The organism is Leptospira sp. B5-022 (assembly GCF_000347035.1).
GTDB classification, from domain to species: Bacteria; Spirochaetota; Leptospiria; order Leptospirales; family Leptospiraceae; genus Leptospira_B; species Leptospira_B cinconiae.
This window is the reverse complement of sequence record NZ_ANIJ01000029.1, coordinates 21236-47646: the sequence shown is the minus strand read 5'-3', so window position 1 is coordinate 47646 and position 26411 is coordinate 21236. Positions and strand designations below refer to the sequence as shown.

The following is a 26411-nucleotide window of genomic DNA, read 5'->3' as shown; positions in this document are numbered from 1 at the left end:
CGAGTGTAAAGCTACCGGTCCAGGTTCCGATCCTAATGATGTTTCTAAAGACAACTGGGAAGAATGCCAGTGTGTTATTTACGCTAAATTTCCAGGTGGACGCAACGCTCTAGTCGCTAAAGTTCAAGAAATCGGTAAGTAATCTCGGTTTAGTAGTTTTACATTATTAAATACAAAAAACCCCCGGAAATCCGAGGGCCTTTATTCGAACGAACGTAAATCTATTTTTTAATTATTCGGACAGAGTTAATCCGTATTCATTTGCAATTGTATGAGCGGATTCTGAGTAGACATCTCCTTTTTCCACTACTGTTTTTAAAGCAGAAGCAGCAGCTTTTTTTAACTCCTCTTGTTTTGCAGGATCGGATGTTTTATCCGACTCGATCAGTTTGCTGCTAGCTAATTTAAGATTTCTAATACTGTCACCTAAAAGCGGATCTCTGGAAATATTGGAAGAAGCTCCTTGGATCCAAACATCATGAAGATTGTTTAACTTTCCAGTCTTTACGATAGAACCGTTACATCGAACTTTGGAAAATTCACCGCTCGCTTCCGATTCGAAACAAGACATACCTTTTTCCAATTTTCCTTTAGAAGGAGAAGTCAGTGAATTTTTAGCGAATGCAGTGTCCCCGTCTCCTACTATAAAGAGGACCGCATCAAAGAAATTTTTCAAAAGTCCGTAGCCCTCTTTGCCGTCTACAGTCTTCAATTTCAGATATTCGGTTACAGTCTTATTTCCTTTTGCGTCGGTCGATTCGTGAGAAACGATTTCAAGTCCGTTTACTTCCTCGTTTCCGTATACAAGAGTGACTTGTTCCGATTTTTCGGTTGTTCCAGGTTTTTTATAAACCCATTGGTCCCAGCCTGAATATTTTGTTCCTACAATTTGAGCGACAGGGGTCTCTTCCTTCTTTTTATCACATGCGATTAGAGCAAGCAGCACTAATATTGTGGCCGCATTTATTGAGAATTTGCCAAGTCTCATTTAACTTTCTCCTAAAATCGAATTATGAGCTTATTTTAGAAAATCTTTGTCAATCTCAATCCGGCGAATCAAGAGGCTAAGATTAAATTGTTTTGCGCCTCATGCAGCATTGAGATCAATTTCTCCGGATCTTCACATTTAAGAAGTTCGAGTCGCATCGACTCCACTTCTTTCCTGGATTGTATATAACGCACCAAATGTTTGCGGAGAAGGATCAATCCATATTTGTCTCCGAATGTTTCCCTCATCAACTGCAAATGATTCAAAGTAGTTGATACGATCTCTTCGAAACTTAGATCTTCTTTTTTAATATTGGAGAATATCCATGGATTTCCGATGGAATTCCTTCCTATAAGAACCCCATCCACTTTAGATTCTTCCTTTCTACGAACAGCCTCTTCGTAGCTGCTTATATCTCCGTTTCCGAAAATAGGCACCTTTCTTTCGGATTTTATATCTGCAATCGCATCCCAATCCGCTTTTCCGGAATAACCCATCTCTCGAGTCCGTCCATGCACGGAAATTGCCATCACTCCGGACTCTTCTAAGATCCGGGATACTTCCATATAGTTTCTGGAGGAATCATCCCAGCCCAAACGGATCTTCGCGGTTACGGGGATATCCAACGCCTTCCGCATTTCTTCTATGATTTTTCCTGCATAAATAGGCTTGCGGAGAAGTCCCACTCCGGATCCTCGCATAGAAACATTTCTAGCAGGGCAACCCATGTTCAGGTCTATGATATCAGGATTTAATTCACGAATTCTCTTTGCAGCATCTACAATAATCTCCAGCTTATTGCCGAAGATCTGAAAAGTGATCGGTCTTTCTTCTTCACGAAAACGTAATAAAGATAAAGCCTTTTTAGAGCCCACTGCAAGGCTGTCGGTGGAAACGAACTCAGTGTATGAAAAAGCAGATCCGTATCTGCGGGCCATGGTTCTGGTCGGGGTATCACTGATCCCGGCCATCGGCGACATGGCCAACCAACCGGGAATTTCGACAGAACCGATGCGGATCATTTTTCCTTACTTTCGCGGATTACAGTACAATCTTGGACTCTATCGTTGTCCTTGATGTCTACGACTCTGACTCCCACTGCAGTTCTTCCCATTTTAGAGATTTGGTTCGCCTCAGTTCGGATAACCATTCCTTGCTGAGTTACTAAGATGATCTCATCCTCTTCTCCGACGGAACTAACAGCGACAGCGGCGCCGTTTTTCTCTCCCACTTTTAAGAAGGCCATTCCTTTGCCCCCTCTTCCTTTGGTTCCGAACTCCTCGAAGCCTAGACGTTTTCCGTAACCGTTCTCCGAGATCACGAATATATCGTCGCCTTCTACCACTTTAGAAAGTCCTACGATTGCATCCTCTTTGGAGAGTCTCATCCCGGTTACACCTTGGGCAGTTCGTCCTTGCGCTCGGATCGTATCCATTTCGATCCTAAGCGCAAGTCCATTTGCTGAGAAGATCATTACGTTATCTCCTTTTTCTACGGAGATTACTTCGATGAGTTGGTCTCCATCCCTAAGGCCGATCGCAATAATACCTGATTTTTTAACGTTACCGAATTCGGACAATTCGACTCGTTTGATAAAGCCGTTCTTGGTTACGAGTAGTAGATCTTTTCCTTTATCTTCTTCTTTGAAAGTGAAGATTGCAGAAACAGTTTCGTTCTCGCCGAGTCCTATAATTGCCTTCAAGGATTTTCCTCTGGCTTCTTTGGAAGCTTGAGGAAGTTCGTACGCCTTCATCATATAGACTTTTCCGGTATTCGAGAAGAACATCACATTGTCGTGGGTCATGGCGGTTTTCATGATCTTGACAACATCTTCTCGTTTTTGAGAAAGTCCTTGGATCCCTTTTCCACCTCTTCTCTGTCTTTTGAAAGTATCCAGAGGAAGTCTTTTTATGAATTGATCATAAGTAATTTGTAATACGACATCTTCGTCGGCAATCAGATCTTCTGCATTGAAAGAAGAAGACTCCACACTTTCTAAGCTGATATCTGTTTTTCTTTTATTTCCGAATTTTTCAGAAACCTCGGACAATTCAGTACAAACTATGTCGGAAACTCTTTCCGGTTTTGCGAGAATATCTTTTAGATCCATAATCAGAGCTCGGACTTCTTCCAACTCGTCGATTACCTTTTGGACTTCCAAAGAAGTTAATCTTTGCAGTCTCATCTCCAGAATCGCGTCAGCTTGGACATCCGAAAGAACGAATCGAGCCATCAACTGTTCTTTTGCTTCCGCAGCATTTTTAGACGCACGGATGACTTTGATCACTTCTTCAATATTTTCGAGAGCGATCTTCAATCCTTCCAAGATATGTGCGCGTTTTTCTGCCTTATCTAGATCGAATTGAGTTCTACGAACGATTACCTCTTTTCTGTGGATAGAATAAGCAACCAGGATCTCCTTAATATTGAAAATCTTAGGTTTATTATCCAAGATCGCAAGCATCGTGATCCCGTAACTTACTTGAAGTTGGGTAAGTTTTAAGAGTTGGTTTAGGATGACCTGAGCATTTGCATCTTTTTTAATATGGATCTCTACTCTGATCCCTTTCCTATCGGATAGATCTAAAATTTCGGAAATTCCTTCGATCTGTTTTTCGTTAACAAGCTCACCGATCCTTTCAAGAAGAGTCTTCTTATTTACTTGGTAAGGAATTTCAGTAACGACGATTACTTCTCTTCCTTTTTTATTCTCTTCGATTTCTACTTTAGAACGGATCCGGATCGAACCTTTACCGGAATGATATGCGGATAGTAAACCTTCTCCGCCGATAATCGTACCACCGGTAGGGAAATCCGGACCCGGCATTATTTTAAGAATTTCCGATATACTTACGTCAGGATTTTTAATTACGGTGATAACCGCTTCTATCGTTTCCCTCAAGTTATGAGGAGGAATGTTTGTAGCCATCCCTACCGCAATCCCGGAAGAACCGTTTACTAATAAGTTAGGAAAATTTGCAGGGAGTACATCAGGTTGCTGTTTGGTATCATCGAAGTTCGGAGAAAAATTAACGGTTTCCTTTTCGATATCTCTTAAAAGTTCTTCTGCAACTTTTGCGAGTCTTGCTTCCGTGTATCGGTATGCTGCAGGGTTGTCTCCGTCGATAGATCCGTAGTTTCCCTGCCCGTCTATGAGAGGAACTCTAAGGGAAAAATCTTGGACCATTCGCACTAATGCATCGTATACCGAGCTATCTCCGTGCGGGTGATAATTACCTAATACTTCTCCGACAATTTTTGCACATTTAACGTAGGGTCTGTCACTTCTCCAGGCCCTTTCATTCATTGCATGTAGAATACGTCTATGAACCGGTTTCAAACCGTCTCTCACGTCAGGCAAAGCCCTTCCCACAATTACACTCATCGCATAACCGAGGTAGGCTTCCTTCATCTGGTCTTCGATTTCGACAGGAATTACCCTGACACCATTCTTCAATGCATCACCGATATCAGGACGGGAAGAAAGGCTGAATCCTAAAGTTTTTGTTTCGTTCTCTAGCTCTTCGCTCATTTTTATTTAGAATTTCCTATTACCAATATATTAAAGATCAAGGTTTGCAACTTTTGCCGCGTTGACCTCGATAAAGCGACGTCTTGGATTTACTTCGTCACCCATAAGTATATTAAATGTATCTTCCGCTTCCACATAATCATCGAGTTTTACTTTTAGAACGACTCGCTTTTCAGGATCCATAGTTGTCTCCCAAAGTTGCTCCGGATTCATTTCACCCAACCCTTTATATCGCTGGATGACTGCCTTTTCCGTTCCTAGAGATTTTAAATATTCGTCCTTTTCCTTATCAGAAAATAGATATGCGGATGTCTTACCATGTTTAACCAAATACAAAGGAGGCTGAGCAACATATAGAAACCCTTTTTCGATAATAGGTCTCATATAACGAAAAAAGAAAGTGAGAAGTAACGTGCGGATATGAGAACCGTCTATATCCGCATCCGTCATGATAAAGATCTTATGATACCGCGCCTTATCCACGTTAAATTCATCTTCGCCGATCCCAGTGCCTAATGCAGAAACTAACGTACGAATTTCTTCGTTACCGAGAATTTTATCTAATCGTGCCTTTTCTACGTTCAGAATTTTTCCCTTTAGAGGGAGGATCGCCTGGTAATGTCTATCTCTTCCTTGTTTAGCGGAACCACCGGCTGAGTCACCCTCTACGATATAAAGTTCGGAAGCAGCAGGATCCTTTTCGGAACAGTCCGCCAGTTTTCCAGGAAGACCACCACCTTCTAATACCGATTTACGACGAGTTAAATCACGAGCCTTACGCGCAGCCTCTCGAGCCTTAGCTGATAATATACATTTCTCTAATATCTTTTTAGTAATTGCAGGATTCTCTTCGAAAAAAAGTGAAAGACCTTCTCCCGTAAGAGTTTGCATGATCCCTTTGATCTCAGCGTTCACTAATTTCTCTTTTGTCTGAGAGTTAAACTGAGGTTGAGGAATTTTTACCGAAATTACGGCAGTGATACCTTCTTTTAAATCCTCTCCCGACAATGCGGTAGGTTGTTTTTTTACGAGCTGCTGATCTTTTTTTAAAAAATCGTTAAGAGTTCTTGTTAAAGCGGCACGAAAACCTTCTAAGTGGGTTCCACCCAAGTTATTGTTTATATTATTGGTGAAACAAAAAATATTTTCGGAATAGGTATCAGAGTATTGGATCGCGATTTCTGCAACTACATCATCTTTATTTCTTTCGAAATGAATTGTTTTGTGAAGCGGATGTTTGTTCTCGTTCAAATACTCAACGAAAGAAACAATTCCACCGTCAAATAAGAACTCATGCTTTTCGGAATCGGGCTTTCTTTTATCCTGAACGATCAGTTTTAAGCCTTTATTCAAAAACGCCAATTCTCTAAAACGGGCAGTTAGAACGTCGAACTGAAATTCCGTAGTGGTAAAAATGGAAGCATCCGGTTTAAAACGGACAACTGTTCCTCTTTCAGGAGATTCTCCGATAACGGATACAGGACCTTGAGGTACACCTCTTGAATATTTTTGCTGGTGGATCTTTCCATTTTGGTAAACTTCTACTTCTAATGATTCGGAAAGTGCATTAACGACAGATACTCCAACTCCATGAAGTCCACCGGAAACCTTATAAGCATCATTCTCGAACTTACCACCCGCGTGTAGAATAGTCATAACCACTTCGATAGTGGAGATGTTTTTTTCAGGATGAATGGCTACCGGAATTCCACGCCCATTGTCCTTCACTTCTATGATATTATCAGGAAGAATGGAGATATAGATCTCCGTACAATGACCGGCCATTGCCTCGTCTACCGAGTTATCAACAACCTCATAGACCATCTTATGAAGACCGGTCTCGTCTTGGGTCCCGATATACATTCCGGGGCGTTTGCGTACGGCCTCTAATCCTTCCAGGATTTTGATCTGACCTGCGCTATAACTGCTTTCTGGTTGGCTCATCCAGTCCTCCGGGATCTATGAATAGTTTTCCTAAATTGGCTAAGGAGGCAAGGAAATTCGAAGGTATTTCAATAAAGAATATCCTTCTCAGAGATATTCTATCAGCTCTAAAAGTCTTTTTTTCGCAATAGGATCGGTTTCTTTTTCGGCTAAAGAAACTAGGTTCTGTTTGCCCTCCAATCCGGTTTTATCCGCGGTATAGGAAGGCGATTTTTGTCTTTTAGAAACGAGATTACCGATCCTTATTTCTATTTTTTTTACGACATCTCTTCCTAAGTAACGAGCGGAATAACTTAAGATCCTCTTTCTCATAAAAAGGATCTCTTGTTTGTATGCAGAGTGAACCGTTAGGATCACCAATGTATCTCCGTTAAGAGCAAATGGTTCTGAATGATTTGCATATACAGGACCTATTATGTCGACCCAACGTTTTGCTAAAGTTTGAACTGCGATCTTCTCCGATAAACTTTCTTCCGTTAAGCCCAAATTTTGAAGAACGTTTTTGAACTCTTGCGGATCAATTCTTTGTATTTTAGATTCTTCTTTCATTGGTATTTAGAGACTAAACCGTTCTTCACTAAAAAGATCTGCTTTTCATCTTCTAATCTTCCCACATAATCGGAGATACCTTCTAGGTCCGTAGTAGTGAAAAAAGCCTGTCCGGAATTCAAAACGAGATCCACAAAATATTCTCTTCTTTTTACATCCAACTCTCGGATCACATCATCAATCAAAAGAATAGGGGTCCTGCCCAACTTCCTTCGATAATATTCGAATGCAGCCGCCTTTAGGGAAATTACGGTACTTCTCTTTTGGCCTTGAGAAGCAAAATCCATAATATCGCGATTATCTTCACCGATATACAGATCGTCCCTATGGATCCCGACAGAAGTATAACCTAGTTTTCGATCCCTGTTGATATTCCTGAGTAATGTTTCCTTAAAATCATCCAAGTTCGAAAAGCTGGGTTTGTATTCCAGAGTTAGATTGTCTCTTCCTCCACTGAGTTTTTTTAGATTTTCTCTGTAGATAGGATCGAATTCTAGAATGAATTCTTTTCTTTTGTTAAAGATACCGACCCCTTTTTCGATCAGCCTTTGGTTCCAAATCTCATAAAGCCCGGGATCTGATGATCCACTTTTTAAAAGTGCATTTCTTTGTTTTAAGATACGATTGTATTCGATTAGATCATTTAGATAAGAGGGATCTAAAGAAGAAAGTAGACTGTCCAAAAATCTTCTTCTTTCGGATGGCCCTCCTTCTACGATGATCAGATCCAAAGGAGTCATTAAAACGCTTAGGAATTTTCCCACTAAGTCGGATCTTTTTTTGACTTCTTCTTGATTGAATTTAAGTTTGCGACGACTGACCGGTTTTTTAGAAAAACCTAATTCATAAATTTCTCTTTTATTATCACGATCTACTTCGCCTTTAATATAATATCCGTCGGAGTTCCAACGAATTAAATTTCCTTCTTCGGATTCCCTAAAACTTTTCAACCAAGAAATCATAGAAATCGCTTCGAGTAAGTTTGTTTTTCCTTCTCCGTTTTCTCCCACAAAGAAAATAAGCCTGGAATGGAACTCCAGGCTTATCTGTTCGTGATTTCTAAAATTGAGAAGCCTTAGGCTTCGTAAAAACACGGTTTAATCTCTTTTAAATTTTCATCGGCATAATTACCGAGATAAAATCAGGATCAGAAGGATCCTTAAATACAACGGGGGAGCTTGAATCACTAAATTCTATTTTGAATTCATTATCATCTATCGACTTGAATACATCCGAAAGATATTCACCTTTAAATGCAACGGTAACTTCGTCTCCTGAATATTCGATCGGCATATTAATACTAACCTCGTTCACTCCTTGTGTTTGAGCGTAGAAGTTAATATTATTTTTAGAGAATGTTAAACGTATCTGACGAGTAGGTTCTTCTGCAGCGATCAATGCTTGTCTAAGGTAGATCTGGAATCCTTCTTTAGGGATAACAGCGCTGAATTTAGAAGACTTTGGAATTACTTGTTCGTAATTCGGAAAATTACCTTCGATCAATTTACAAAGAAGTTCGATCTGATTTGCATTCACATAGATCTGATTGTCTATGATACCTATCTTTCCTGTTTCTGCTGTCGCGATCATTTTAGAGATCTCTCTAATTGCCTTAGAAGGAATGATCACTGAATCCTTGAATTTCAAAGTTGTAGAAAGAGGTCTTTCGATCTTACATAACCTTCTGCCATCGGTAACTGCGAAAACAAGTTTATCGCCTTTAGGGACCATAAATAATCCGTTGAAGATATATCTTTGATCTTCATGAGCGATCGCGTAAGAAGTTTTACGGATCATCTCGGCAAACATAGCTGTTGGAAAATCGGAAATATTCGAAGAGTCCACTTTCGGAATAGTTTTGATCTCTTCCGCATCCATTCCGTTCAGTTTGTTTTTATAATCATTCTTTTTAGTAGCGTCAGTGATATATGTGATACTGGAATCGGCGTCCCCATCTTCCGTGGAAAGCAACGCTTCTTCAAAGTGAATGGTTTTAAAAATGCTGGATAATTGTTTTGCAGGTAAGGAAATATTTCCCGACTTCTCTACTTGAGCATTTAATGATGTTTTAATAGATATTTCTAAGTCCGTCGCAGAAATTGATACGGAAGAAGTTTCCGCTTCTAATTTTAAGTTGGAGAGAACGGAACGAATCTCTCTAGCGGAGATTACTCCTTCTACAGCGTGAATCGCTTTTAGAAATTCAGATGTGTTCACTTTGATCTTCAATTTGCATTCTCCATTTATATAGGTGATCTATATATAGATTCTTATATATGTACTGTTGTAATACTTGTACCTGTGCATATGTAGATAAGAGTCATAACTCTTTAGATAAGGGAAATATGTCGCATTTATATTGAAAAGTACAATTTCCAAGAGTAGGAAAAAACTCCTTCGTATCTGCTATAGTAACCTTCAAAACGAAGGTCTATAAGGGACAATAATTTTGTGTTATGTCTTATTTACTAGTTACACATAGAATATTAACTATTTATTTACAGGTTATTTGTAGGTCTATGTCGCCTACGGATAAGACCTGAAACTAAGTTTTTTACTGGAAGCGGAATCGATTCAGAACTTCTTCCACTTTAATGGAAAATTCTTTATCTTCTTTTATCTTATTTTCGATGTTGCGGACTGCGTGGATTACAGTGGTATGTTCTGCGGAAAACATTCTTCCAACCTGACTTTTGTTCAGCCGGAAACCCTTATGTAATACATACATGCAAAGGTGTCTAGGGATCACATACTCCGGTTTTCTACTCTTTCCCATTACCTCGTTTGGATCCAAATTATAAAGAGAAGATATATGCTCGATGACCTTGTCTTGACTAAGTTGGAAATTCTTTTTACGGAAAATACGATTCTTCAGTATATCTTCTATCATCGCTGTAGTGAAGAATAAATGAGAGAATGCTCGTTTATGAAGAGCAAGATCATTCAAAGCGCCTAAAAGTGCACGTGTATCGTCTTCGATTAGATCGGCTATAAAGTGGATATGCTCTGAAGAAAGGCCTAAATTCAAAATTTGGCAGTTCTTTTCTAAGATACCAACTCGAATTTCCTTATCAGGAGGTTGAATATCCGCCTGAACTCCGGTTACAAATCTCGATTTCAATCGATCATGCAACGGAAGTTCCGAACTAGGACGATCGGAAGCGATCACGATCTGTCTTTTTCTCTCGAAAAGAAAGTTGAAGATGGAAAAGAACTCTTCTTGGGTCTTCTCCGCTCCCGTATTTAAAAGTTGGATATCGTCTATCAATAGGCAGTTATAGGATTGGTATTTAATTTTGAAAGATTCGATGGAATCTCTGGACTGAAGAGCGAACAAAAACTCGCTCATAAACGATTTTATATCTATGTAATGTACTGTTTTCCAAGGTTCTTTTTTGAGAATTTCCGAACCTATGGAATGAAGAAGATGAGTTTTACCGACTCCCACTTTTCCGAATAAGTAAAGAGGATTGATTTCCGCAGGATTTTTTACACATTCCATGGCCGCACTGAAAGCAAGACGGTTCGTGTTTCCTACGATAAAATTATCAAAAGAGTAATCCGGATTAAAAGAATACGACTTATCTTTGAATTTTTCCTGAAGAACTTCGGTTAAATTAGAAGGCGCTTCTAAAATGATCTCGACCGGGATACGATTTCCACTGGCTCTAAAGATCGCTTCTTCTATATGATTCTGGTATTTCTTTTCCACATGTGTCTTTATATTGGAAGAAGGGGCTATAAGGATGCAACGATCGTCCGTTAAACTCTCTAATTGTAACGTATATATGAACTTATCAAAGTACGTGGGGGGAATTTCCTTGGAAACTTCCTCTAATACACGCTTCCAACTAGGATCCAAACAAAGCTCCAAAAAATAAAATCAAGAACACACCGACAACTTTCTGAATACGAAACTCGTATTTGTCTCGGAAAAGAAAAAACTGAATTAGGAAACGGTCCGAAGGACCATCCGACGAGATTACACTATTTTTCTTCTGTCAGTCGCATACAAATGAAAATTCGGAAATCGAAAAGGAAACATTAGGAAAAACACAGTGGATTAGTGATAGATAAATCATTATGTCTCTTAGTATGATTACTAGTACTTCGTTACATTTAATCGTTGTTATGCGAAGTGAATACTAAAGGATGTAAAGAAAATTTTATTTTTGTTCCAGTAAAGAGAGTTCGTGTATGAGTAAAGATAATGCGATATTCTCTTGTCCATGCACTCTTTCATGCAATTTTTCTTTAAAGCGGAAGACAGCTTCCATCTTTGGAAGGTTGGAATCGAAATCCGATTTGGAAAATTCCTGCAGCAGTAGTAATCCAATCAGATCTAAGAAGTCCTTGAAGGAAAAATCCTCTTTCCAATCGGGATGTTCTTCTTTGTATTCCAGTATCCATTCTTCTAACCTAAGATAATCCAAAGGTTGTCTTAGGTTTCCGTTGATCCTTTGGGAAATTTGTTCCAACACCTCAGGCGGACAATCGAAGGACACCATACTTCCTCCTTTTGCAGGGAAGTATGGTGTCGAATTTTTACTATGTAGTTCTTTTATGACTTGTTGAGGGAGATAACCGAAAGGAATACAAACCGCCCTACTCACGATTGTCTCCTTCAATTGTTCCAAGTCGTTTACTATAAAAATAAAACGAGTGAAGAAGGGCGCTTCTTCTAAAGATTTTAAAAGAGCTGTCTCCGCTTCGTTCCCGATCAAAGAAGCGTCGGGAATGATAATAAATCTAATCTTAGAAAGATGAGGTCTATAATATAGTCTTGTGCGGATCAACCAACGGATTGTGAACTCTTCCGGGTTGTCTTCTTTACCAATAGAGATCTGTTTATTCTTCTCTAATGGAAACCAAACTATATCCGGATGGGAATGGTGCATGAACGCTCTGCAAGAAACGCAATGTCCGCAAGAGTTTCCTTCTAAACAAAGAATATGTCTGATAAATCTTTCAACTGCGGATTCTTTTCCGGTTCCTTCCGGTCCATGAAAGATAAGTAGGGGAGGAAGAAGGTCAGGTTGGGATGAGTATTTTTTTAAGAATACTAATGCCCTTTCTTGGCCTTGGATTTCCTCGATACCGAATGCGGAAGACATGTTCCTTTTATTAAGGATTAATAAACAGGAGTCAACCAGTGTTTGTAGTTTTGGTTTTTCCCGACTACTAGATCGAAGAATGTGGACTGTAATTTTTTAGTGATCGGTCCCATTTCTCCGTTACCGATTTTTCTCTTATCCACTTCACTCACCCAAGCGATCTGCACTCCGGTCCCGGAGAAGAAGATCTCATCCGCGATATAAAGTTCACTTCGAGTGATATCTCTTTCGATAATTTCGTATCCGGCGTCTTTTGCAAGTTGCAGAACGGATCGCCTTGTAATACCTTCTAGTAAAGAAGAAGAGATAGATGGAGTGATGATCTTTCCGTCTCTAACTAAGAAGATATTTTCTGCGGAACCTTCGCTTACAAAACCTCTTCCGTCTAAGAAGATTGCTTCGTCATATCCGTTTTGAACTGCTTCCGATTTTGCAAGCGCTGAGTTTACATATCCACCGGAAACTTTGGAGAGAGTAGGGATGACTGTATCGTCGAACCTTCTCCAACTAGAAACCATAGTAGTCAGTCCGCGTTTGGTATCTAAGTAGTCGTCTAATTCTAAAACATAAATTGCGAGTTCTGTCGGAACATCATGGAATCTAGGAGAAAGTTGCAGAGCGGAAGTATATATGAACGGTCTAAGATATACGTTCCTTCTGTATCCCGATTGTTTTAGCAGATCTAAAGTTATGTCACGGAGTTCTTCCGGAGTTTTTGTGAATTGTAACTGCATGATCTTAGTAGAATTCACAAGCCGTTTATAATGATCTAAGATCCTGAAAACGTATAAGTTATCGGAACTAGGATCATAATAACCTCGAATACCTCCGAAGACCGTGGTTCCATATTGTAACGCGTGAGTTTTGATGTTTATATTTGCTTCGGACTCCGGGACTATTTTTCCTTCGAAGTAAGAGAGTTTCTTGATGGATTCGGGCATGTACAGGGAACCTGAAAGTGATACTATTGATTACATGATTCTAAGCATAGGCTCTACTGTCGACTAATGATCGATCCTAAAAGAGCTTATGCAGGAGTGCTAGGTCTGAATGAATTCTTCTTTTTTTCCCAATCGTTTTGATTGTGTGGTGGTCGGTGCAGGTCATGCAGGCTCCGAAGCTGCCTATGTCTCATCTATCGGTGGCGCTAGAACTTTGCTTATCACAATGAACCTAGACACGATCGGACAGATGTCTTGCAACCCTGCTATCGGTGGGATCGCAAAAGGACATATGGTTCGAGAAGTAGATGCACTCGGTGGTTTAATGGGAAAGGTTATCGATGCAACAGGTATCCAATTCAAAATGTTGAATACTTCCAAAGGTCCTAGTGTTTGGGCACCGCGTGCTCAAGCGGAGAAGAAGGAGTACCAACTCAAAGTAAAACATACACTTGAATCCATACAAAACTTATCCATCAGACAAGATACGGTAGAAGATCTTTTGATAGAAGGAGATCGTATTGTTGGAGTTCGGACAGGAAGAGGTTTCGAAATATTCACCAATCATGTGATCTTAACTACCGGAACATTCTTATCTTCTATCGTTCATATAGGAACTTATCAGAAAGAGAACGGAAGATTCGGAGAACCTACGGTCAAAGGCCTTTCTCATTCACTTGCTAAGTATAATTTAAAATTAGGAAGATTGAAAACGGGAACTCCCCCGAGAATCCATAAAAATTCCGTGGATCTTTCCGTGATGAGCGTGCAAGAGGGTGACCCGGATCCTTCTCCTTTTTCTTTTTCTACAACGAAGATCACTCGTAGACAGATCCCTTGTTATATCACTTACACGAATGAAAAAACTCATCAGCTGATCAATGAGAACATTCATCTTTCTCCTATGTATTCGGGTCAGATCAAATCGACCGGGCCTAGATATTGTCCTTCTATCGAAGATAAGATTGTTCGTTTTGCCGATAGAGAGAGACACCAAATCTTTTTAGAACCCGAAGGTTACGACACACAAGAGATCTATTTGAATGGAGTCTCTACTAGTCTTCCGGAGGAAGTACAATGGAAACTCGTACGTTCGATAGCTGGTCTAGAAGAAGCAGAGATCTTAAGACCTGGATATGCGATCGAGTACGACTATGTGGATCCGACTGAACTAAAACCGACCTTAGAAACTAAAAAGATCAAAGGTCTTTATCATGCGGGACAGATCAACGGCACAACAGGTTATGAAGAAGCTGCGGCCCAGGGTTTAGTTGCCGCTTATAGTGTACTTTCTTCTTTAAGAGGGGAGGAGCCGATGTTGTTCTCCAGAGGTGAGTCTTATATCGGAGTTCTTGTAGATGATCTAGTTCATAAAGGTGTAGAAGATCCATATAGAATGTTCACATCTCGCGCGGAACATAGACTTCTTTTGAGACAAGATAATGCGGACCAAAGACTCATGAAGTACGGATATAAGATGGGTCTTGTTTCGGAAGAAACTTTCAATGAGATGACTACCAGGTACAAAAAAATCTCCGATGTTAAGGAGAAAATACAATCCACTCCGCTAAAACCTCTACCTGAGTTCGAAGCTTTACTAGAAAGAAAAGGCATCCAAAGTTTGAAGTACGGCGCTAAGTTGGATTCCTTTTTGAAAAGACCTGAGATTGCTCTCGAGGATATTAAATTCCTTTTACCTGAGTCTGAAGAATTGAGCGCTCAAGACAGAAAAGTGATCGAAATGGAGATCAAATACGAAGGTTATATTAAAAGAGAACAGGATACTATCGATTGGAAGAATCGATATCTCACTACTCCTATACCGGAGACAATCGATTACTCTTTGGTACCAGGCATTAAGAAAGAAGCCATCCAGAAACTTACGAAACATCGTCCTTTAAATTTAGAAAAGGCGGCTCAGATCTCTGGTGTAGATCCAAGTGATATTGATATGCTTCTTTTCTACATCAAAGGAAGGAAACCGAGTCCGGTTTAAACTTCTCTAAGGACTACTGAAGAAACGAAAAATCCCCGGGTTGCCTCGGGGTTTTTTTATTCACTTTTGCAGATTATTATATTTGGGATGTTGATCTGAAACTGCGTGTTGGAATTCCAACGTTTCACATGAAACGTTTTCATAAAAAGCACTCAAGGATATATAAACTATCTAAAAGAGGTCTTCAAAGCTACATCAGAGATTGATTTTTTCGATCTTCACAAAAACGTTATAACTTCTATTCCGAAAGAGAAAGGTGTCGTCTTAGATCTTGGTGCTGGCGTAGGAAGAGATGCATTTATCTTCTCTAAGATGGGACCACTCAGTCATCGTAGTGGAACCACTTAAAGAATTTGTTACTCGTAAAGAACGAACCAAGCTGGATGAAGAACAAAGAGAATGTTATTTGGACTAGGTCGGCCATTCAGAAAGTTTAAAAACATAGTCCAGACTTTTAAGCTCTTGGTTCTTGAAATTTGCTAGATATCAATTACCTAATTTTTAGTGCGCAGGGTATGAAAAAGGGAGAGCAAGTGCCCTCCCTTTTAAGCGTTTCACGTGAAACGTAGATGATTATTTTCCGTAAACAAGCTCATGAGTTTTTTCTACGGCCCATTTATCTCCTTGCTTGATCAAGTAAGTGAACTGCTGCAATCGATTGTCCTTGTCCCAGATGAGCCGGTTCATTCTTTCAATCGTTCCCTGAACATTCATGCGGCTCAGAAGTTTTCCATTCGAATCGAAAGTAAGAACCGTAGATGCCGCTTGTTGTTTGTCTTCATTATAGATATTCTGTTGAAATAACCCTGGCTTGTTTGGGTCCTTAATGATCGCAAATCTTTCCGTCAGTTTTGCATCAGCCCACTCGGTTTGAGCTTCTTTCACTAAACCATTTTCACCCCAAGAGAGGATCGTGCAGGTAAGTATATTCTTTCCATTCTGATCGACTAGTTCGATGGAAGAAAGAACTCCCGCTTTATTATATCCGAAGTTTTTGGACTCAAGGTTTACTCCATCTTTATTATACAATTCTTCTTTCAGGATTTTACCGTCTTTGTATACGAACTTAGTGAAACCGTCCGGCTTTCCATCTTGTCCTATATAGTTTTCTTTAACTAATTTTCCGGAAGGATCATACTCATACTTTGCAGTATAGATCAAATTTCCTTTGGAATCTTTTACTAGTTCTTGGGTTGGCCCACCTTTTTCGAAACCTAGTATGATCCTATCCGTATGAGACCATTTTCCTGGAGTGAAGGAATGGATAGGGCTGATGCAGAAAATAAAAACGAAGGAGAAGAATACTCTTTTTAACATGGAGACTACCTCCTTCTAGACATCGACTATTTGTATAAAATGTTAAGAGTCTTTTTAGGAAATTTGAATGGGTTTCTTCCGTAATGATACCGGATTAAGATCAGATATTGGGGTCTTTTCTTCTTATAGTATCTGTATGATTCTTGAAATCTCATCTTAATCGAATCGGAGAACTACATAAAATTATAACATTCCATTCTCGGAATCAAAGGAAAACTCCTTGCAGGGGTGCGATGACGGAATATTTTTTTACGGGCTTCTACACCCAAAACATTAGAAGCCAATAAAGAAAGATTAGTGGAGAGGAAATATGTCCCTCAAAAAAATCGGGATCACGGTCCTTGCTCTTATTGCGATCTTCGTACTTTATACGATCGCATTCACGGAAAAGGGGATCAAACCCATCCAACCGGAAGCAACCATTCCAACCTTAGATTACTCGGCTCTCAGTGAAGAGGCGGCAAAAGATTTACAATCTTATATTAGAATAGCAACGATCAGAGGTAAAGAGAAGGAGGGCGCACTCTTTTTGAAATCTATCTTAGAGAAAAGGGGAATTCCTTCTCGCATCATTGAATATCCTGGTAAGCCGGACAGAGCATCGCTTATTGCCGAGTTGAAAGGTAAAGATACAACGAAGGAAGGTTTAATACTTACGAATCATATCGATGTTGTAGAAGCTGATGCCAAAGATTGGGAAGTTCCTCCATTCTCGGGTGTAAGAAAGGGAGATCGAATTCATGGAAGAGGTGCAGTCGATGTCAAGGGTCTTGGCATCATGCAATTATATGCTTTCTTACTTATTCATGAAAAGAAGATTCCATTAGAAAGAAATTTAATGTTCCTTGCGATCGCAGACGAAGAAAGCCGCTCGGAATACGGAGCTAAATTCTTAGTAGATAAACATAAAGAAATATTTAACGGATATGAATATGTTTGGAACGAAGGTGGGACCGGATCCAAAGACATCGCAATCAAAGGATCTAAAGTTTTTAATATTCAACTGGCAGAAAAAGGTGCTGTGTGGTTGGATTTAAAAGCCAAATCTATACCCGGGCATGGAAGTACACCTCCTGTAACTTATGCTGCAAAGTCCATGTTGGATTTTTTGCAGGAAGTACAGAATATCGGAAACAAGACGATGATTAAGGATGAAACCGCCGCGTTCTTTTATTCATTAGGAGACATTAGTAATTTCCCGGATTCGTTTGTGTTAAAGAGATCTAGAAATCCGGTGTTGTTCTTGATTTTAAAAAGTGTGATCAATTCTAACCGACATCTTAGAGCAATGACTAGGAACACGGTAAGTATAACCGGGATCGATAGTCATCCGGTTGGAACGAATGTGATTACTTCCGAGACAACAGGTTCCTTAGACATCCGAATTCTTCCCGGATTTGATGAGAAAAAGTTCTTCGAAGAAATTAAAGCGCTCGGAGAAAAATACGGAGTGGAAGTTAGCGCTCGCCACTTAGAGTCCGGCAGTATTTCTCCAATGGACGGATTATTATTTAGAGTTCTTGCAGGAACCGTAACTGCGGTAGAGCCGGGATCAATCGCCACTCCATTCTTATCACCAGGGACCACGGACAGTTCTTATCTCAGACAGATCGGATTAAAATGTTACGGACTCATTCCCGCATTACTTTCCTCGGAAGAGATAGACGGAATTCATGGTAAGAATGAGAGCATGAGTGTTTCTCAGCTCAAGATGGGGATTGAAATTTTATTCAAATCCATTATAGAATACAATCACCAAGTCGCAAAGTAGAATGACAGAAACAGAGACAAGCCATCCGGACTTTACCCATGATCCGGATGGGATCCAAGCCGCAGTAAAATATAGATTCCCAAAAGACGCAGAACTGATCCGTCCCTTATTCGATTGGGAACTTGTCTCTTCATTCTTATCCTTCTTAAAAGATAAAAACCAAGCGGGTGGATTTTTCTCCAAAAGAGATACAAATGAGATCCTAGATCGCCATGTTTTAGAATCTATCTTTCACGTTTATAAGATCCGTAGCATACTCGGATCGTTTAACAAGATGAAGGTGGGAGATGCTGGCACTGGTCCAGGCATACCAGGCTTCTTCTTTCGTTGTTTAGTAGAGAAAGAAAGGCCTACATTGGTTCTGTTGGATTCACAAAGAAGAAAGCTCTCTCATACGGAAAACTTTGTGAAAGAGAACAAGATTGCAGGTGTTGAATTCCTTTTTGCAAGAGCGGAGGACTGGAAAACTGACTGGAATTTGGGTGTTTCAAGGGGATTCGTGCCTTACCCTTGGAGCGCAGAAGTCTTAAGTAGATGTATTATAAAAGGTGGATATTATGTCCCATTTATTGGGAAAGACGAGTTTGATGCTAAGATTGAAAAGAAGATCTTAAAGGACAGTGGTTTTGAAGAAGAGAAAACTGTCTTCTTGCCTGAACTTGAATTTTTAGGCATGCGACATATTAAATTCTTGAAAAAGGTCGGATCGGCAAGGCAAGGTATCCCTAGGGCTTGGAAGCTTCTCGAAAAGGAGAGCAAAGAATTCTATGGGAAAGATAGTATCCATTAGTAATCAAAAAGGCGGCGTAGGAAAGACTACTACCTCCATCAATCTTGCGGCAAATCTAGCTGCGATCGGCAAAAAAGTACTGATCGTAGATTTTGATCCGCAAGGTAACTCAGGATCCGGTTTAGGATTTGAGATCAACACTCTCCAAAACACTTCTTATGAACTTTTGATCGGAGAATCTTCGGCAGCGGAATGTATCAAAAGGACCGATATCGAAAACCTTCATATCATTCCTTCCAATATCAATTTGTCGGGCGCAGAAGCCGACTTATTGGGCGAAGAAAATCGTGAGTTTCGTTTAAAAAATGCGATCGGTCATTTGAGAACCGAGTACGATTATATCCTGATCGACTGTCCTCCTTCTCTTGGTGTTCTTACCATCAATGCATTGTCTGCGGCTGATAGTGTGATGATCACTCTCCAAACGGAATATTTTGCTTTGGAAGGATTGACTCAGTTAATGAAGATCATCTCATTAGTTCAGGAAAAATTAAATCCTTCTCTCGAACTCGAAGGTGTATTGCTTACGATGTTCGATAAGAGAACCAATCTTGCGCAACAAGTTGCAGAAGATGTTAAGTCTTATTTTAAAGAGAAAGTATATACTACGGTTATCCCAAGGAACATTAAACTTTCGGAAGCCCCTTCTTTCGGTAAGTCCATTCTTTCTTATGATCCGGAAGGGATCGGAGCTCAAAGTTACAGAAGTCTCGCGTTAGAAGTCGCCGGTAAAAATTAATGAGTGCTAGCGCAAAACCGAAAGCATTAGGAAGGGGACTCGGAAATTTAATCCCTGTTTCGGAAGAAAGATCTTTCAAAGAAGCGGGAGGAGAAGGTTCACTCAAAGAAGTAAAACTTTCCGAGATCCGTCCGAATCCCGATCAACCCAGACGAACTTTTAACGAAGACTCTTTGCGCGAACTTGCGGAGACAATCAAGGCGCATGGAGTCATCCAACCTATCGTAGTAAAAGATACCGGTTCCGGATACGAGATCATCTCCGGAGAAAGAAGATACCGCGCGTGTAAAATCGCAGGCTTCATGAAAATTCCGGTCGTTGTTAAAAAGGCCAATGTCCAACAAACTTTGGAAATGGCTCTTATTGAAAATATTCAAAGAGAAAATCTAAACCCGATCGAAGAAGCCTTAGCTTACAAGACTCTCTCCGAAAAATCAGGATTAAAGATTACCGATATCGCATCTCGCGTCGGTAAAAATAGAGCCACAGTTTCCAATTTAATTCGTCTTTTACAATTGCCTGATTCCGTTATGGATCTGGTAAAGAACGGAAGAATATCCGAAGGTCATGCAAGACCGCTACTTTCAATTGCTGATCGTAAAAAATCGGAGCAGCTTGCGTATCAAATTGCTGAGAAAGGTCTCACGGTTAGACAGGTAGAAGACATTGTAGCAAATCTAACGGAAGAAGCACCAGTCAGAGAAAAGAAAAAATCCAAACGTAAAGAAGTGGATATCGTAGAGCTTGAGAATAAGTTCCGTAAAAAATATTCTATGAAAGTCGATATCACTCATAATTCTTCCTCTGGAAAAGGAAAACTTAGCATCGCGTATCCGAGTTTGGATGCTCTGCAAAAAGTTTTAGACGCTTTGGGCCTATAACCTGTATAAATACTTTGTTTGCTTGAGAATAAATTAATGGCTGGTTTGAGCAGCAGAACGAATATCATCTATGCCTTCTGACGAATCGGAATTTTTTTATATTCTAAGAGTGCGTTATTCGGAGATCGATGCACAAGCGGTAGTATTTAATGCACATTATCTAACCTATTTCGATACGGCTCTGAATGAGTACATGAGATATTTAAAGTACGATTATATGGGTGAGTTAGAGAAGAATGGCCTCGACTTTGTAGTCACTCGCGCTCTGATCGAATATAAATCTCCTGCAAGATTCGACGAAGAACTAAAAATCTATGTGAAGGCGGGAGAGATCAAACCTGCCAGCATCCAATGGAATATACAGGTTCGCAAATTAACCGATAATAGTTTGGTTTGTACGGGAGAATTGACCTGGGCGTTTTTACAATTGGAATCCAGAAAACCGGCAAAACTTCCGGAAGTGTTTAAGAACTTAAGTTCTAAATCCCGATCTTAATTCATTAGATCTACTAATAAACCGCGAATATCTTCCATTCTTTTCATCAGGTCAAAGGTAGAATTTTCAGGATGAATGATGAAGTCCGCTAGAGTTTGGATCTTATCGTCTACGATCTGAACTACTTGGTAAACTTTCTCGGAACCGCCTCTCGCCCTGGTTCGCAAAGTTTCCAAACTTGTATTTCTATCCATGACTTCTTTTAAAATACCCTGAACGATCCTTTTGTAAACTTCCAGATTTGCATACGTTGGAGATTTTAAAAAATTTCTCTCAGCATCTGGAAGATCTCTAAGCAAAGAATTTAGATCTCTCGTTCTTTCCTGGTTATAGGGAAGAAGATGTTCGACTAAGTCGAAAAATTCACTTTTCGAATCCGGTATTTGGGAATCGGATACGGAACTTGGAACAGGTTGGTATAAGGAAGAACTTAGGGAAAGTCCGAAGTCTCTTTTTCTACGTGATTCAGTTCGAGGGTCTTTTTGTTGAGATTGGATCTTCAATGAGTGGTCGGGTTAATCTTACAATTTCCCTCGAATTGTACTCCCTCTTCCATAACTACCTTTGGAGTGATGATGTCACCTTTCATACGGCAGCTAGCGAGTAGAGTCACTCGTTCCGACGCGAATATATTCCCATTAATTTCACCGCCGGCGACGACAATACGAGCTTTAATATCCGTATCGACGATTCCGGTCTTTCCGATTAGGACTTTTCCATCGGTTTTTATGGTTCCCCTAAAAATACCGTCAATACGTAGAAGCCCGGAAAGTTTGAAGTCTCCGCTAAATTCGGCGCCTTCGCCGATGATACTATTTACCGCTAATTGCTCTTCTGTATGGGCCATCAGTCTTGGATCTGGTTCAAGAATGCAAAAGGATCGATCGCTCTGGTACCCACATGAATTTCATAATGAAGACTGTACTGAGGGCTGTTTTCCGATTTTCCAACGAAACCTAATACTTCGTTTTTGGAAATTTGCTGATTCGCTTTCACTTTTACACGATCCAAATTCGAGTAAATCGTTTTCCAACCGAATTTATGAGCAACTTTTACAAAATAGCCGGTGTTACGAGTGTATCCTATCTCATAAACTGTTCCGGGTGCGGTCGCAACTACTTCCGATCCTGGGAAAGCCCCGATATCCAATCCGTTGTTGAAGTCTCTACGAGCCGTAATCGGATTCAAATATTCTCCGTAAGGGTAAAGAACATATCCTTTTACCGGCCAAATGGACGGGGTTTGGCGAATTAGATTTTTACGTTTTTTTAATATGCTTATGATCTCTTGCGTAAGTTCGTTCGCTACCTTGAGATTGTGAACGTCTTCTTTTAATCGGAATACTTCCGCTCCAGGGGCTGGATTCTTATCGGAACCGAGAGCAAGTTTTTCAGCCCCGCCGATTCCTTTTGCAACTTTGGAATTGTCTCCTGTCAGTCTTCCGTAAAGTGCTCCCACATGATTGTGGTAGTATTCGACATGCTCGTGAAGACTATCGATCTCTTCCTTCATTTTTGCAGACTGACGAATGAAGTCCTGGTTGGATAAGTTCAGCTCAGTCAACTGGTGAATGGATCCTGAGTGACTAAGAACATTGATAGAACTGATAAGAAGAAGGACCAAAATTGTTCCGATAAAGATGGTGATCGCTCTGTAAGAGATATGAAAGTTGATCGTCTTTTGTTCGGAGTGGGGAATCACCATGACGGTGAGACGTTCTTTACCTTTCTTATTCCAATTTGCGATTTTGATATCTAACTTAAGCTTCAGATCTTGGTATTTATATCTGAGCCTATAATAAAGTAGTGCAAGGTAGGATTTAAGATTCAAGCTATTATGTCCCAAACCAACGAGTTTCCCCGTTCCGTTATTATGCTGTAAGGATTCTAAAAATTTATCTTTTCAGTCAATACAAATCGCGAAAACTGCCTTTTAAAAGCCGTTTTCATATGTACTCCATCATAGACACTCACTGCCACTTAGATATAATACAAGAGCAAGGGCAGGATATTGCAGAATCTCTAAAAAATGCAAAAGAATCCGGTATAAAAAAGATCGTCCAAATCGGGATCGACCTTGAGAGTTCGATTAGGGCGAAAGGTTTATCTGAAAAATTTTCAGATGAAGAGATCGAAATATTTTATTCGATCGGCTGCCATCCGACAGAGACTCATGAATTTCCTAAAAAAGAAGAAATTTTGACACTAGTCAAAGAAAATGTGACGGACCGAAAGTTATCCGCGATTGGAGAGATCGGATTGGACTATTATCACGATGCATCGACTAAAGCGTATCAGGCGGATGTGCTGCATTCTTTTTTAGAAGCGTCTTCTCGATATTCTCTTCCGGTAGTCATCCATTCCAGAGATGCGGCAGAAGATACGGTTTCTATTTTAAAGGAACATAGGGATAAGGCTTTCGGAGTGATCCATTGTTTTACTTACGATTATCCGACAGCGAAGCAGTTAGTGGATCTGGGATATTATATTTCTTTTTCGGGGATAGTTGCTTTTAAGAATGCAAGAGATATCCAAGAAGCCGCAGAAAAACTTCCTTTGGAAAGTATGCTGATTGAAACGGATGCACCATTTCTTGCACCACCTCCTTTCCGAGGAAAACGGAACGAACCTTCTTATACGAAATTCGTTTTAGAGAAAATGTTCTCACTCAGAAAAGAATCCAATGCGCAGGTTGAAAAAACTTTGTATAATAATTCCTTAAAATTCACGCAAAGGAAGGCGTATCATCATGATTGATCTGAAATATATTACGGACAATACGGAAGAATTAAAATCCAATCTGGAATTAAGAGGTTTTAAGGACATTGCAGTTTTGGATCAACTTGCCGAGATCATCCAAAAAAGAAAAGTTCTCCAAAAGGAAGCGGATGTATTCCGTGAAGAAAGGAACAAGGCAAGTAAGGAAATCGGAAAAGTAAAACAAGCTGGGGGAGATATTGCAACCGCTTCCGCCGCAGTAAAAGAGATTGGAGATAAGATCAAAAAGATAGAAGATGATCTGGAATCTCTCGAATCCAAGCTGCTCGAAATTAATTTAGGTCTTCCTAATATTCTGGATAAAGACGTTCCTGTCGGTAAGAACGAGCACGATAATAAAATTTTGTATGAAGTGGGAGAAGTCCGCGATTACAAATTTAAGCCAAAACCTCATTTTGAGTTGGGAGAAGCCTTAGGTTGGTTTAATTTCGAAAAGGGAACAAAACTTGCCGGCGCGAGAGCTTACACTTATTTTGGCATGGGCGCTAAACTGGAAAGAGCGCTTGCGAATTTTATGCTAGAAACTCATACCACTGACCATGGTTATACGGAAGTTTGGGTGCCGGTCATGGTAAACGACGAATGTATGACTACTACAGGGCAGTATCCAAAATTCAAGGATGAGTACTATCGCTTAGAGAGAGATGAACTCAATCTAATTCCAACGGCGGAAGTTCCGTTAACGAATTTATACCGGGATGAGATCATTCCGGAAAATTCACTACCCATCTCCATAACTGCCCATACCTCTTGTTTTAGAAGAGAAGCAGGTTCTTACGGAAAAGATACGAGAGGTCTAGTTCGTGTTCACCAATTCCAAAAAGTGGAACTCGTGAAATTTGCTCGTCCGGAAGACTCAGAAGAAGAACATAAAAAGATGCTCTCACACGCGGAGAATATCCTGAAAAAATTAGGGATCCGATACAGAGTGATGTTATTATGCAGCGGAGATATTTCGGCTGCTTCTTCCAAAACGTACGATTTGGAAGTTTGGATGCCCGGTTTGGATCGTTGGATGGAAATTTCTTCCGTTTCTAACTTCAAAGATTTTCAGGCACGACGTGGTAAGATCCGTTACAAATCAAAAGAAGGCAAAAATCAATTGGTCCATACATTGAATGGTTCCGGTTTAGCGATCGGAAGGACCTTGGCAGCCGTAATGGAGACGTATCAAAAAGAAGATGGAACAATCGAGTTCCCTGATGTTTTGAATAAATATCTCTGATTTTTTCTACGAAAAAGTATCAGGTTTTTTCCTAAAAGACAGATAGTTAGAGTATGGCTTCCGATACCCATACTCAATCCTCACCATTTTTTAAGACCGTCTCTATCTTATTTTGTTATTTTGTATTTGCAGGATTTTCCGTATCAGGGGCGGAAGATTCGCCCATGAAAGGGAAAGTTGCCCCTATAAAAGGAGAGATTAACACTTCTCTAAATGAATTCGGAATAAGCCTATCGGAAGATGGAAATACTTTATATTATTATTCTAAACGTAAAAATTCAAATTATTCGGATCTTTATAAATCCGTAAAAACCAAAGACGGTTGGGCTGCTGGCGAAGAAATTTCCGAATTAAATTCCCAATTCGACGATCAAAGTCCCTTCGTTATAGAGAATGAAAAAGCAATCATCTTTTCCTCTAATCGAGACGGAAGTATAGAGTTTAAATTAGGGAACGGTAAGATCGGAGTTTCTAGAGACCTTTACTTCGCCACCTTGAAAGACGGCGCTTGGGACAAAGTGACCAGACTTCCTCAAGAAGTGAACACTCCTGCAATAGAAGAGAATCCATTTTTAGCCGGTAGCTACCTATTCTTTACTCGTTATCCTTTCGGAAAAGTAGCAGAGTCCGATATTTATATTTCAGAATATAAGAATGGTTCTTGGAAAAAAGCGATCCGAATGGAAAGTCCTGTTAATACCGAATATGCGGAGATCGCTGCCACATTGAGTAGAGACAGTAAGTATTTGTATTTTTCCTCCAATCGTCCGGGTGGTTACGGTGGATTAGATATTTATAAAGTAGAGATCAAGGAAGACGGGACCTTCTCCGCTGCAGTTAACCTAGGACCTCTTATCAACTCTCCAGGCGACGAAGCATTCTACACGGAAACTCCTGACGGCAAAAATGCATACTTTTGTAGACTAGTGAAAGAGGGTGGCAATTACGATATTTACGAATTTTCAGCGAGTGAATGGGAAGAATTGAAGAAGAACAAAAAGATCTCTTTGGAATCGATTCACTTCCGAACAGGTTCTTTTGAGATAGAAGAAAAATCTTTTGAAATTTTAGACAGATTGGTCTCTTTCTTAAATGAAAATCCTTCCATAAAATTGAAAATTACCGGACATACGGATTTACACGGAGATCCGAGCGACAATTTGGAATTAAGTCGTAATCGGGCTGCAGCGGTGAAAGATTACTTGGTCAAAAAAGGAATTTCATCCGGTAGGTTTACCACAGACGGCAAGGGAAGTAAGGAACCGATTTATCCGGAAAAAAGCCCGGAAATGGACCGCAAAAATCGCAGAACCGAATTTCAAATATTAGAATAGACTAAAAATTCCTTTAA

At 40.0% G+C, this 26411-nt stretch carries 24 protein-coding genes and 1 pseudogene; 11 read left to right on the top strand and 14 right to left on the bottom strand.

The window, feature by feature from the left end:
- Positions 1-142 (top strand): annotated as a pseudogene (locus LEP1GSC192_RS19585) (lipoprotein LipL21); the annotation flags it as partial.
- A gap of 90 nt (positions 143-232) precedes the next feature.
- Here LEP1GSC192_RS19585 and lenA read toward each other — a convergent pair.
- From lenA to LEP1GSC192_RS13710, 10 genes are all read right to left on the bottom strand, one after another.
- Positions 233-988 carry a lipoprotein LenA gene (lenA, locus tag LEP1GSC192_RS13755; RefSeq protein WP_020770569.1) on the bottom strand — a complete coding sequence of 252 codons (756 nt, stop codon included), beginning with the start codon at positions 986-988 and terminating at the stop codon, positions 233-235.
- Positions 989-1056: 68 nt separating this feature from the next.
- On the bottom strand, positions 1057-2010 hold the full coding sequence (gene dusB, locus LEP1GSC192_RS13750) for a tRNA dihydrouridine synthase DusB (RefSeq protein WP_020770549.1): 954 nt from the start codon (positions 2008-2010) through the stop codon (positions 1057-1059).
- Positions 2007-4520, bottom strand: a complete 2514-nt coding sequence (gene gyrA / locus LEP1GSC192_RS13745) for a DNA gyrase subunit A (protein WP_020770551.1) — start codon at positions 4518-4520, stop codon at positions 2007-2009. The genes dusB and gyrA overlap by 4 nt, the downstream gene beginning before the upstream one ends.
- A gap of 30 nt (positions 4521-4550) precedes the next feature.
- Positions 4551-6464 carry a DNA topoisomerase (ATP-hydrolyzing) subunit B gene (gene gyrB / locus LEP1GSC192_RS13740; RefSeq protein WP_020770577.1) on the bottom strand — a complete coding sequence of 638 codons (1914 nt, stop codon included), beginning with the start codon at positions 6462-6464 and terminating at the stop codon, positions 4551-4553.
- Positions 6465-6551: 87 nt separating this feature from the next.
- The gene (locus LEP1GSC192_RS13735; protein ID WP_020770562.1) at positions 6552-7013 is read right to left on the bottom strand and encodes a DciA family protein; all 462 of its coding nucleotides are present in this window, start codon (positions 7011-7013) and stop codon (positions 6552-6554) included.
- A complete protein-coding gene (recF, locus tag LEP1GSC192_RS13730; RefSeq protein ID WP_036090240.1) occupies positions 7010-8107 on the bottom strand; it encodes a DNA replication/repair protein RecF in 1098 nt (365 codons plus the stop codon). The genes LEP1GSC192_RS13735 and recF overlap by 4 nt, the downstream gene beginning before the upstream one ends.
- A gap of 13 nt (positions 8108-8120) precedes the next feature.
- Positions 8121-9242: a DNA polymerase III subunit beta gene (gene dnaN, locus LEP1GSC192_RS13725; RefSeq protein WP_020770556.1), complete on the bottom strand. Its 1122-nt coding sequence runs from the start codon at positions 9240-9242 to the stop codon at positions 8121-8123.
- Positions 9243-9567: 325 nt separating this feature from the next.
- Positions 9568-10875, bottom strand: a complete 1308-nt coding sequence (gene dnaA, locus LEP1GSC192_RS13720) for a chromosomal replication initiator protein DnaA (protein WP_020770553.1) — start codon at positions 10873-10875, stop codon at positions 9568-9570.
- A 304-nt stretch (positions 10876-11179) separates the two neighbouring features.
- Positions 11180-12127 carry a DNA polymerase III, delta subunit gene (locus LEP1GSC192_RS13715; RefSeq protein ID WP_020770587.1) on the bottom strand — a complete coding sequence of 316 codons (948 nt, stop codon included), beginning with the start codon at positions 12125-12127 and terminating at the stop codon, positions 11180-11182.
- 17 nt (positions 12128-12144) lie between these two features.
- On the bottom strand, positions 12145-13068 hold the full coding sequence (locus LEP1GSC192_RS13710) for a branched-chain amino acid transaminase (RefSeq protein ID WP_020770548.1): 924 nt from the start codon (positions 13066-13068) through the stop codon (positions 12145-12147).
- 109 nt (positions 13069-13177) lie between these two features.
- Here LEP1GSC192_RS13710 and mnmG point away from each other — a divergent pair, with 109 nt between their 5' ends.
- Positions 13178-15064, top strand: a complete 1887-nt coding sequence (mnmG, locus tag LEP1GSC192_RS13705; protein ID WP_020770584.1) for a tRNA uridine-5-carboxymethylaminomethyl(34) synthesis enzyme MnmG — start codon at positions 13178-13180, stop codon at positions 15062-15064.
- A gap of 292 nt (positions 15065-15356) precedes the next feature.
- Positions 15357-15479 carry a hypothetical protein gene (locus tag LEP1GSC192_RS20155; RefSeq protein WP_020770589.1) on the top strand — a complete coding sequence of 41 codons (123 nt, stop codon included), beginning with the start codon at positions 15357-15359 and terminating at the stop codon, positions 15477-15479.
- Between the two features lie 158 nt (positions 15480-15637).
- Here the strand turns inward: LEP1GSC192_RS20155 and LEP1GSC192_RS13700 are convergent, their stop codons facing one another.
- The gene (locus LEP1GSC192_RS13700) at positions 15638-16381 is read right to left on the bottom strand and encodes an MORN repeat protein (protein ID WP_020770566.1); all 744 of its coding nucleotides are present in this window, start codon (positions 16379-16381) and stop codon (positions 15638-15640) included.
- Between the two features lie 310 nt (positions 16382-16691).
- Between LEP1GSC192_RS13700 and LEP1GSC192_RS13695 the strand changes: the two genes are divergently transcribed.
- The 5 genes from LEP1GSC192_RS13695 (at position 16692) to LEP1GSC192_RS13675 (ending at position 21058) form a co-directional block, all read left to right on the top strand.
- Complete coding sequence (locus tag LEP1GSC192_RS13695; protein WP_020770554.1) at positions 16692-18152, top strand: M20/M25/M40 family metallo-hydrolase; 1461 nt, start codon at positions 16692-16694, stop codon at positions 18150-18152.
- A gap of 1 nt (position 18153) precedes the next feature.
- Entirely contained in the window at positions 18154-18942 is a 789-nt protein-coding gene (locus LEP1GSC192_RS13690; protein ID WP_020770560.1) for an RsmG family class I SAM-dependent methyltransferase, read from the top strand.
- The gene (locus LEP1GSC192_RS13685) at positions 18920-19681 is read left to right on the top strand and encodes a ParA family protein (protein WP_020770576.1); all 762 of its coding nucleotides are present in this window, start codon (positions 18920-18922) and stop codon (positions 19679-19681) included. Before LEP1GSC192_RS13690 ends, LEP1GSC192_RS13685 begins: the two co-directional genes overlap by 23 nt.
- Complete coding sequence (locus LEP1GSC192_RS13680) at positions 19681-20562, top strand: ParB/RepB/Spo0J family partition protein (RefSeq protein WP_020770583.1); 882 nt, start codon at positions 19681-19683, stop codon at positions 20560-20562. Before LEP1GSC192_RS13685 ends, LEP1GSC192_RS13680 begins: the two co-directional genes overlap by 1 nt.
- A gap of 70 nt (positions 20563-20632) precedes the next feature.
- Complete coding sequence (locus tag LEP1GSC192_RS13675) at positions 20633-21058, top strand: thioesterase family protein (protein WP_020770552.1); 426 nt, start codon at positions 20633-20635, stop codon at positions 21056-21058.
- On the opposite strand, the gene LEP1GSC192_RS13670 is transcribed toward LEP1GSC192_RS13675, so the two are convergent.
- From LEP1GSC192_RS13670 to LEP1GSC192_RS13660, 3 genes are read right to left on the bottom strand one after another with little or no spacing between them, the layout of a single operon-like run.
- On the bottom strand, positions 21055-21561 hold the full coding sequence (locus LEP1GSC192_RS13670; protein ID WP_020770555.1) for a YaaR family protein: 507 nt from the start codon (positions 21559-21561) through the stop codon (positions 21055-21057). The two genes, LEP1GSC192_RS13675 and LEP1GSC192_RS13670, sit on opposite strands and share 4 nt — an antisense overlap.
- Entirely contained in the window at positions 21558-21905 is a 348-nt protein-coding gene (locus LEP1GSC192_RS13665) for a polymer-forming cytoskeletal protein (protein ID WP_008589609.1), read from the bottom strand. Before LEP1GSC192_RS13665 ends, LEP1GSC192_RS13670 begins: the two co-directional genes overlap by 4 nt.
- Positions 21905-22888: a M23 family metallopeptidase gene (locus LEP1GSC192_RS13660; protein WP_036090236.1), complete on the bottom strand. Its 984-nt coding sequence runs from the start codon at positions 22886-22888 to the stop codon at positions 21905-21907. The genes LEP1GSC192_RS13665 and LEP1GSC192_RS13660 overlap by 1 nt, the downstream gene beginning before the upstream one ends.
- 119 nt (positions 22889-23007) lie before the next feature.
- On the opposite strand from LEP1GSC192_RS13660, the gene LEP1GSC192_RS13655 reads away from it, so the two are divergent.
- Genes LEP1GSC192_RS13655 through LEP1GSC192_RS13645 form a run of 3 tightly spaced genes read left to right on the top strand, consistent with a single transcriptional unit; the run spans position 23008 to position 26394 of the window.
- Positions 23008-23814, top strand: coding sequence for a TatD family hydrolase (locus tag LEP1GSC192_RS13655; RefSeq protein WP_020770575.1), 807 nt, complete (start codon positions 23008-23010; stop codon positions 23812-23814).
- The gene (serS, locus tag LEP1GSC192_RS13650) at positions 23807-25060 is read left to right on the top strand and encodes a serine--tRNA ligase (RefSeq protein WP_020770550.1); all 1254 of its coding nucleotides are present in this window, start codon (positions 23807-23809) and stop codon (positions 25058-25060) included. The genes LEP1GSC192_RS13655 and serS overlap by 8 nt, the downstream gene beginning before the upstream one ends.
- A 53-nt stretch (positions 25061-25113) precedes the next feature.
- On the top strand, positions 25114-26394 hold the full coding sequence (locus LEP1GSC192_RS13645; RefSeq protein WP_020770588.1) for an OmpA family protein: 1281 nt from the start codon (positions 25114-25116) through the stop codon (positions 26392-26394).
- Positions 26395-26411 lie beyond the last annotated feature (17 nt).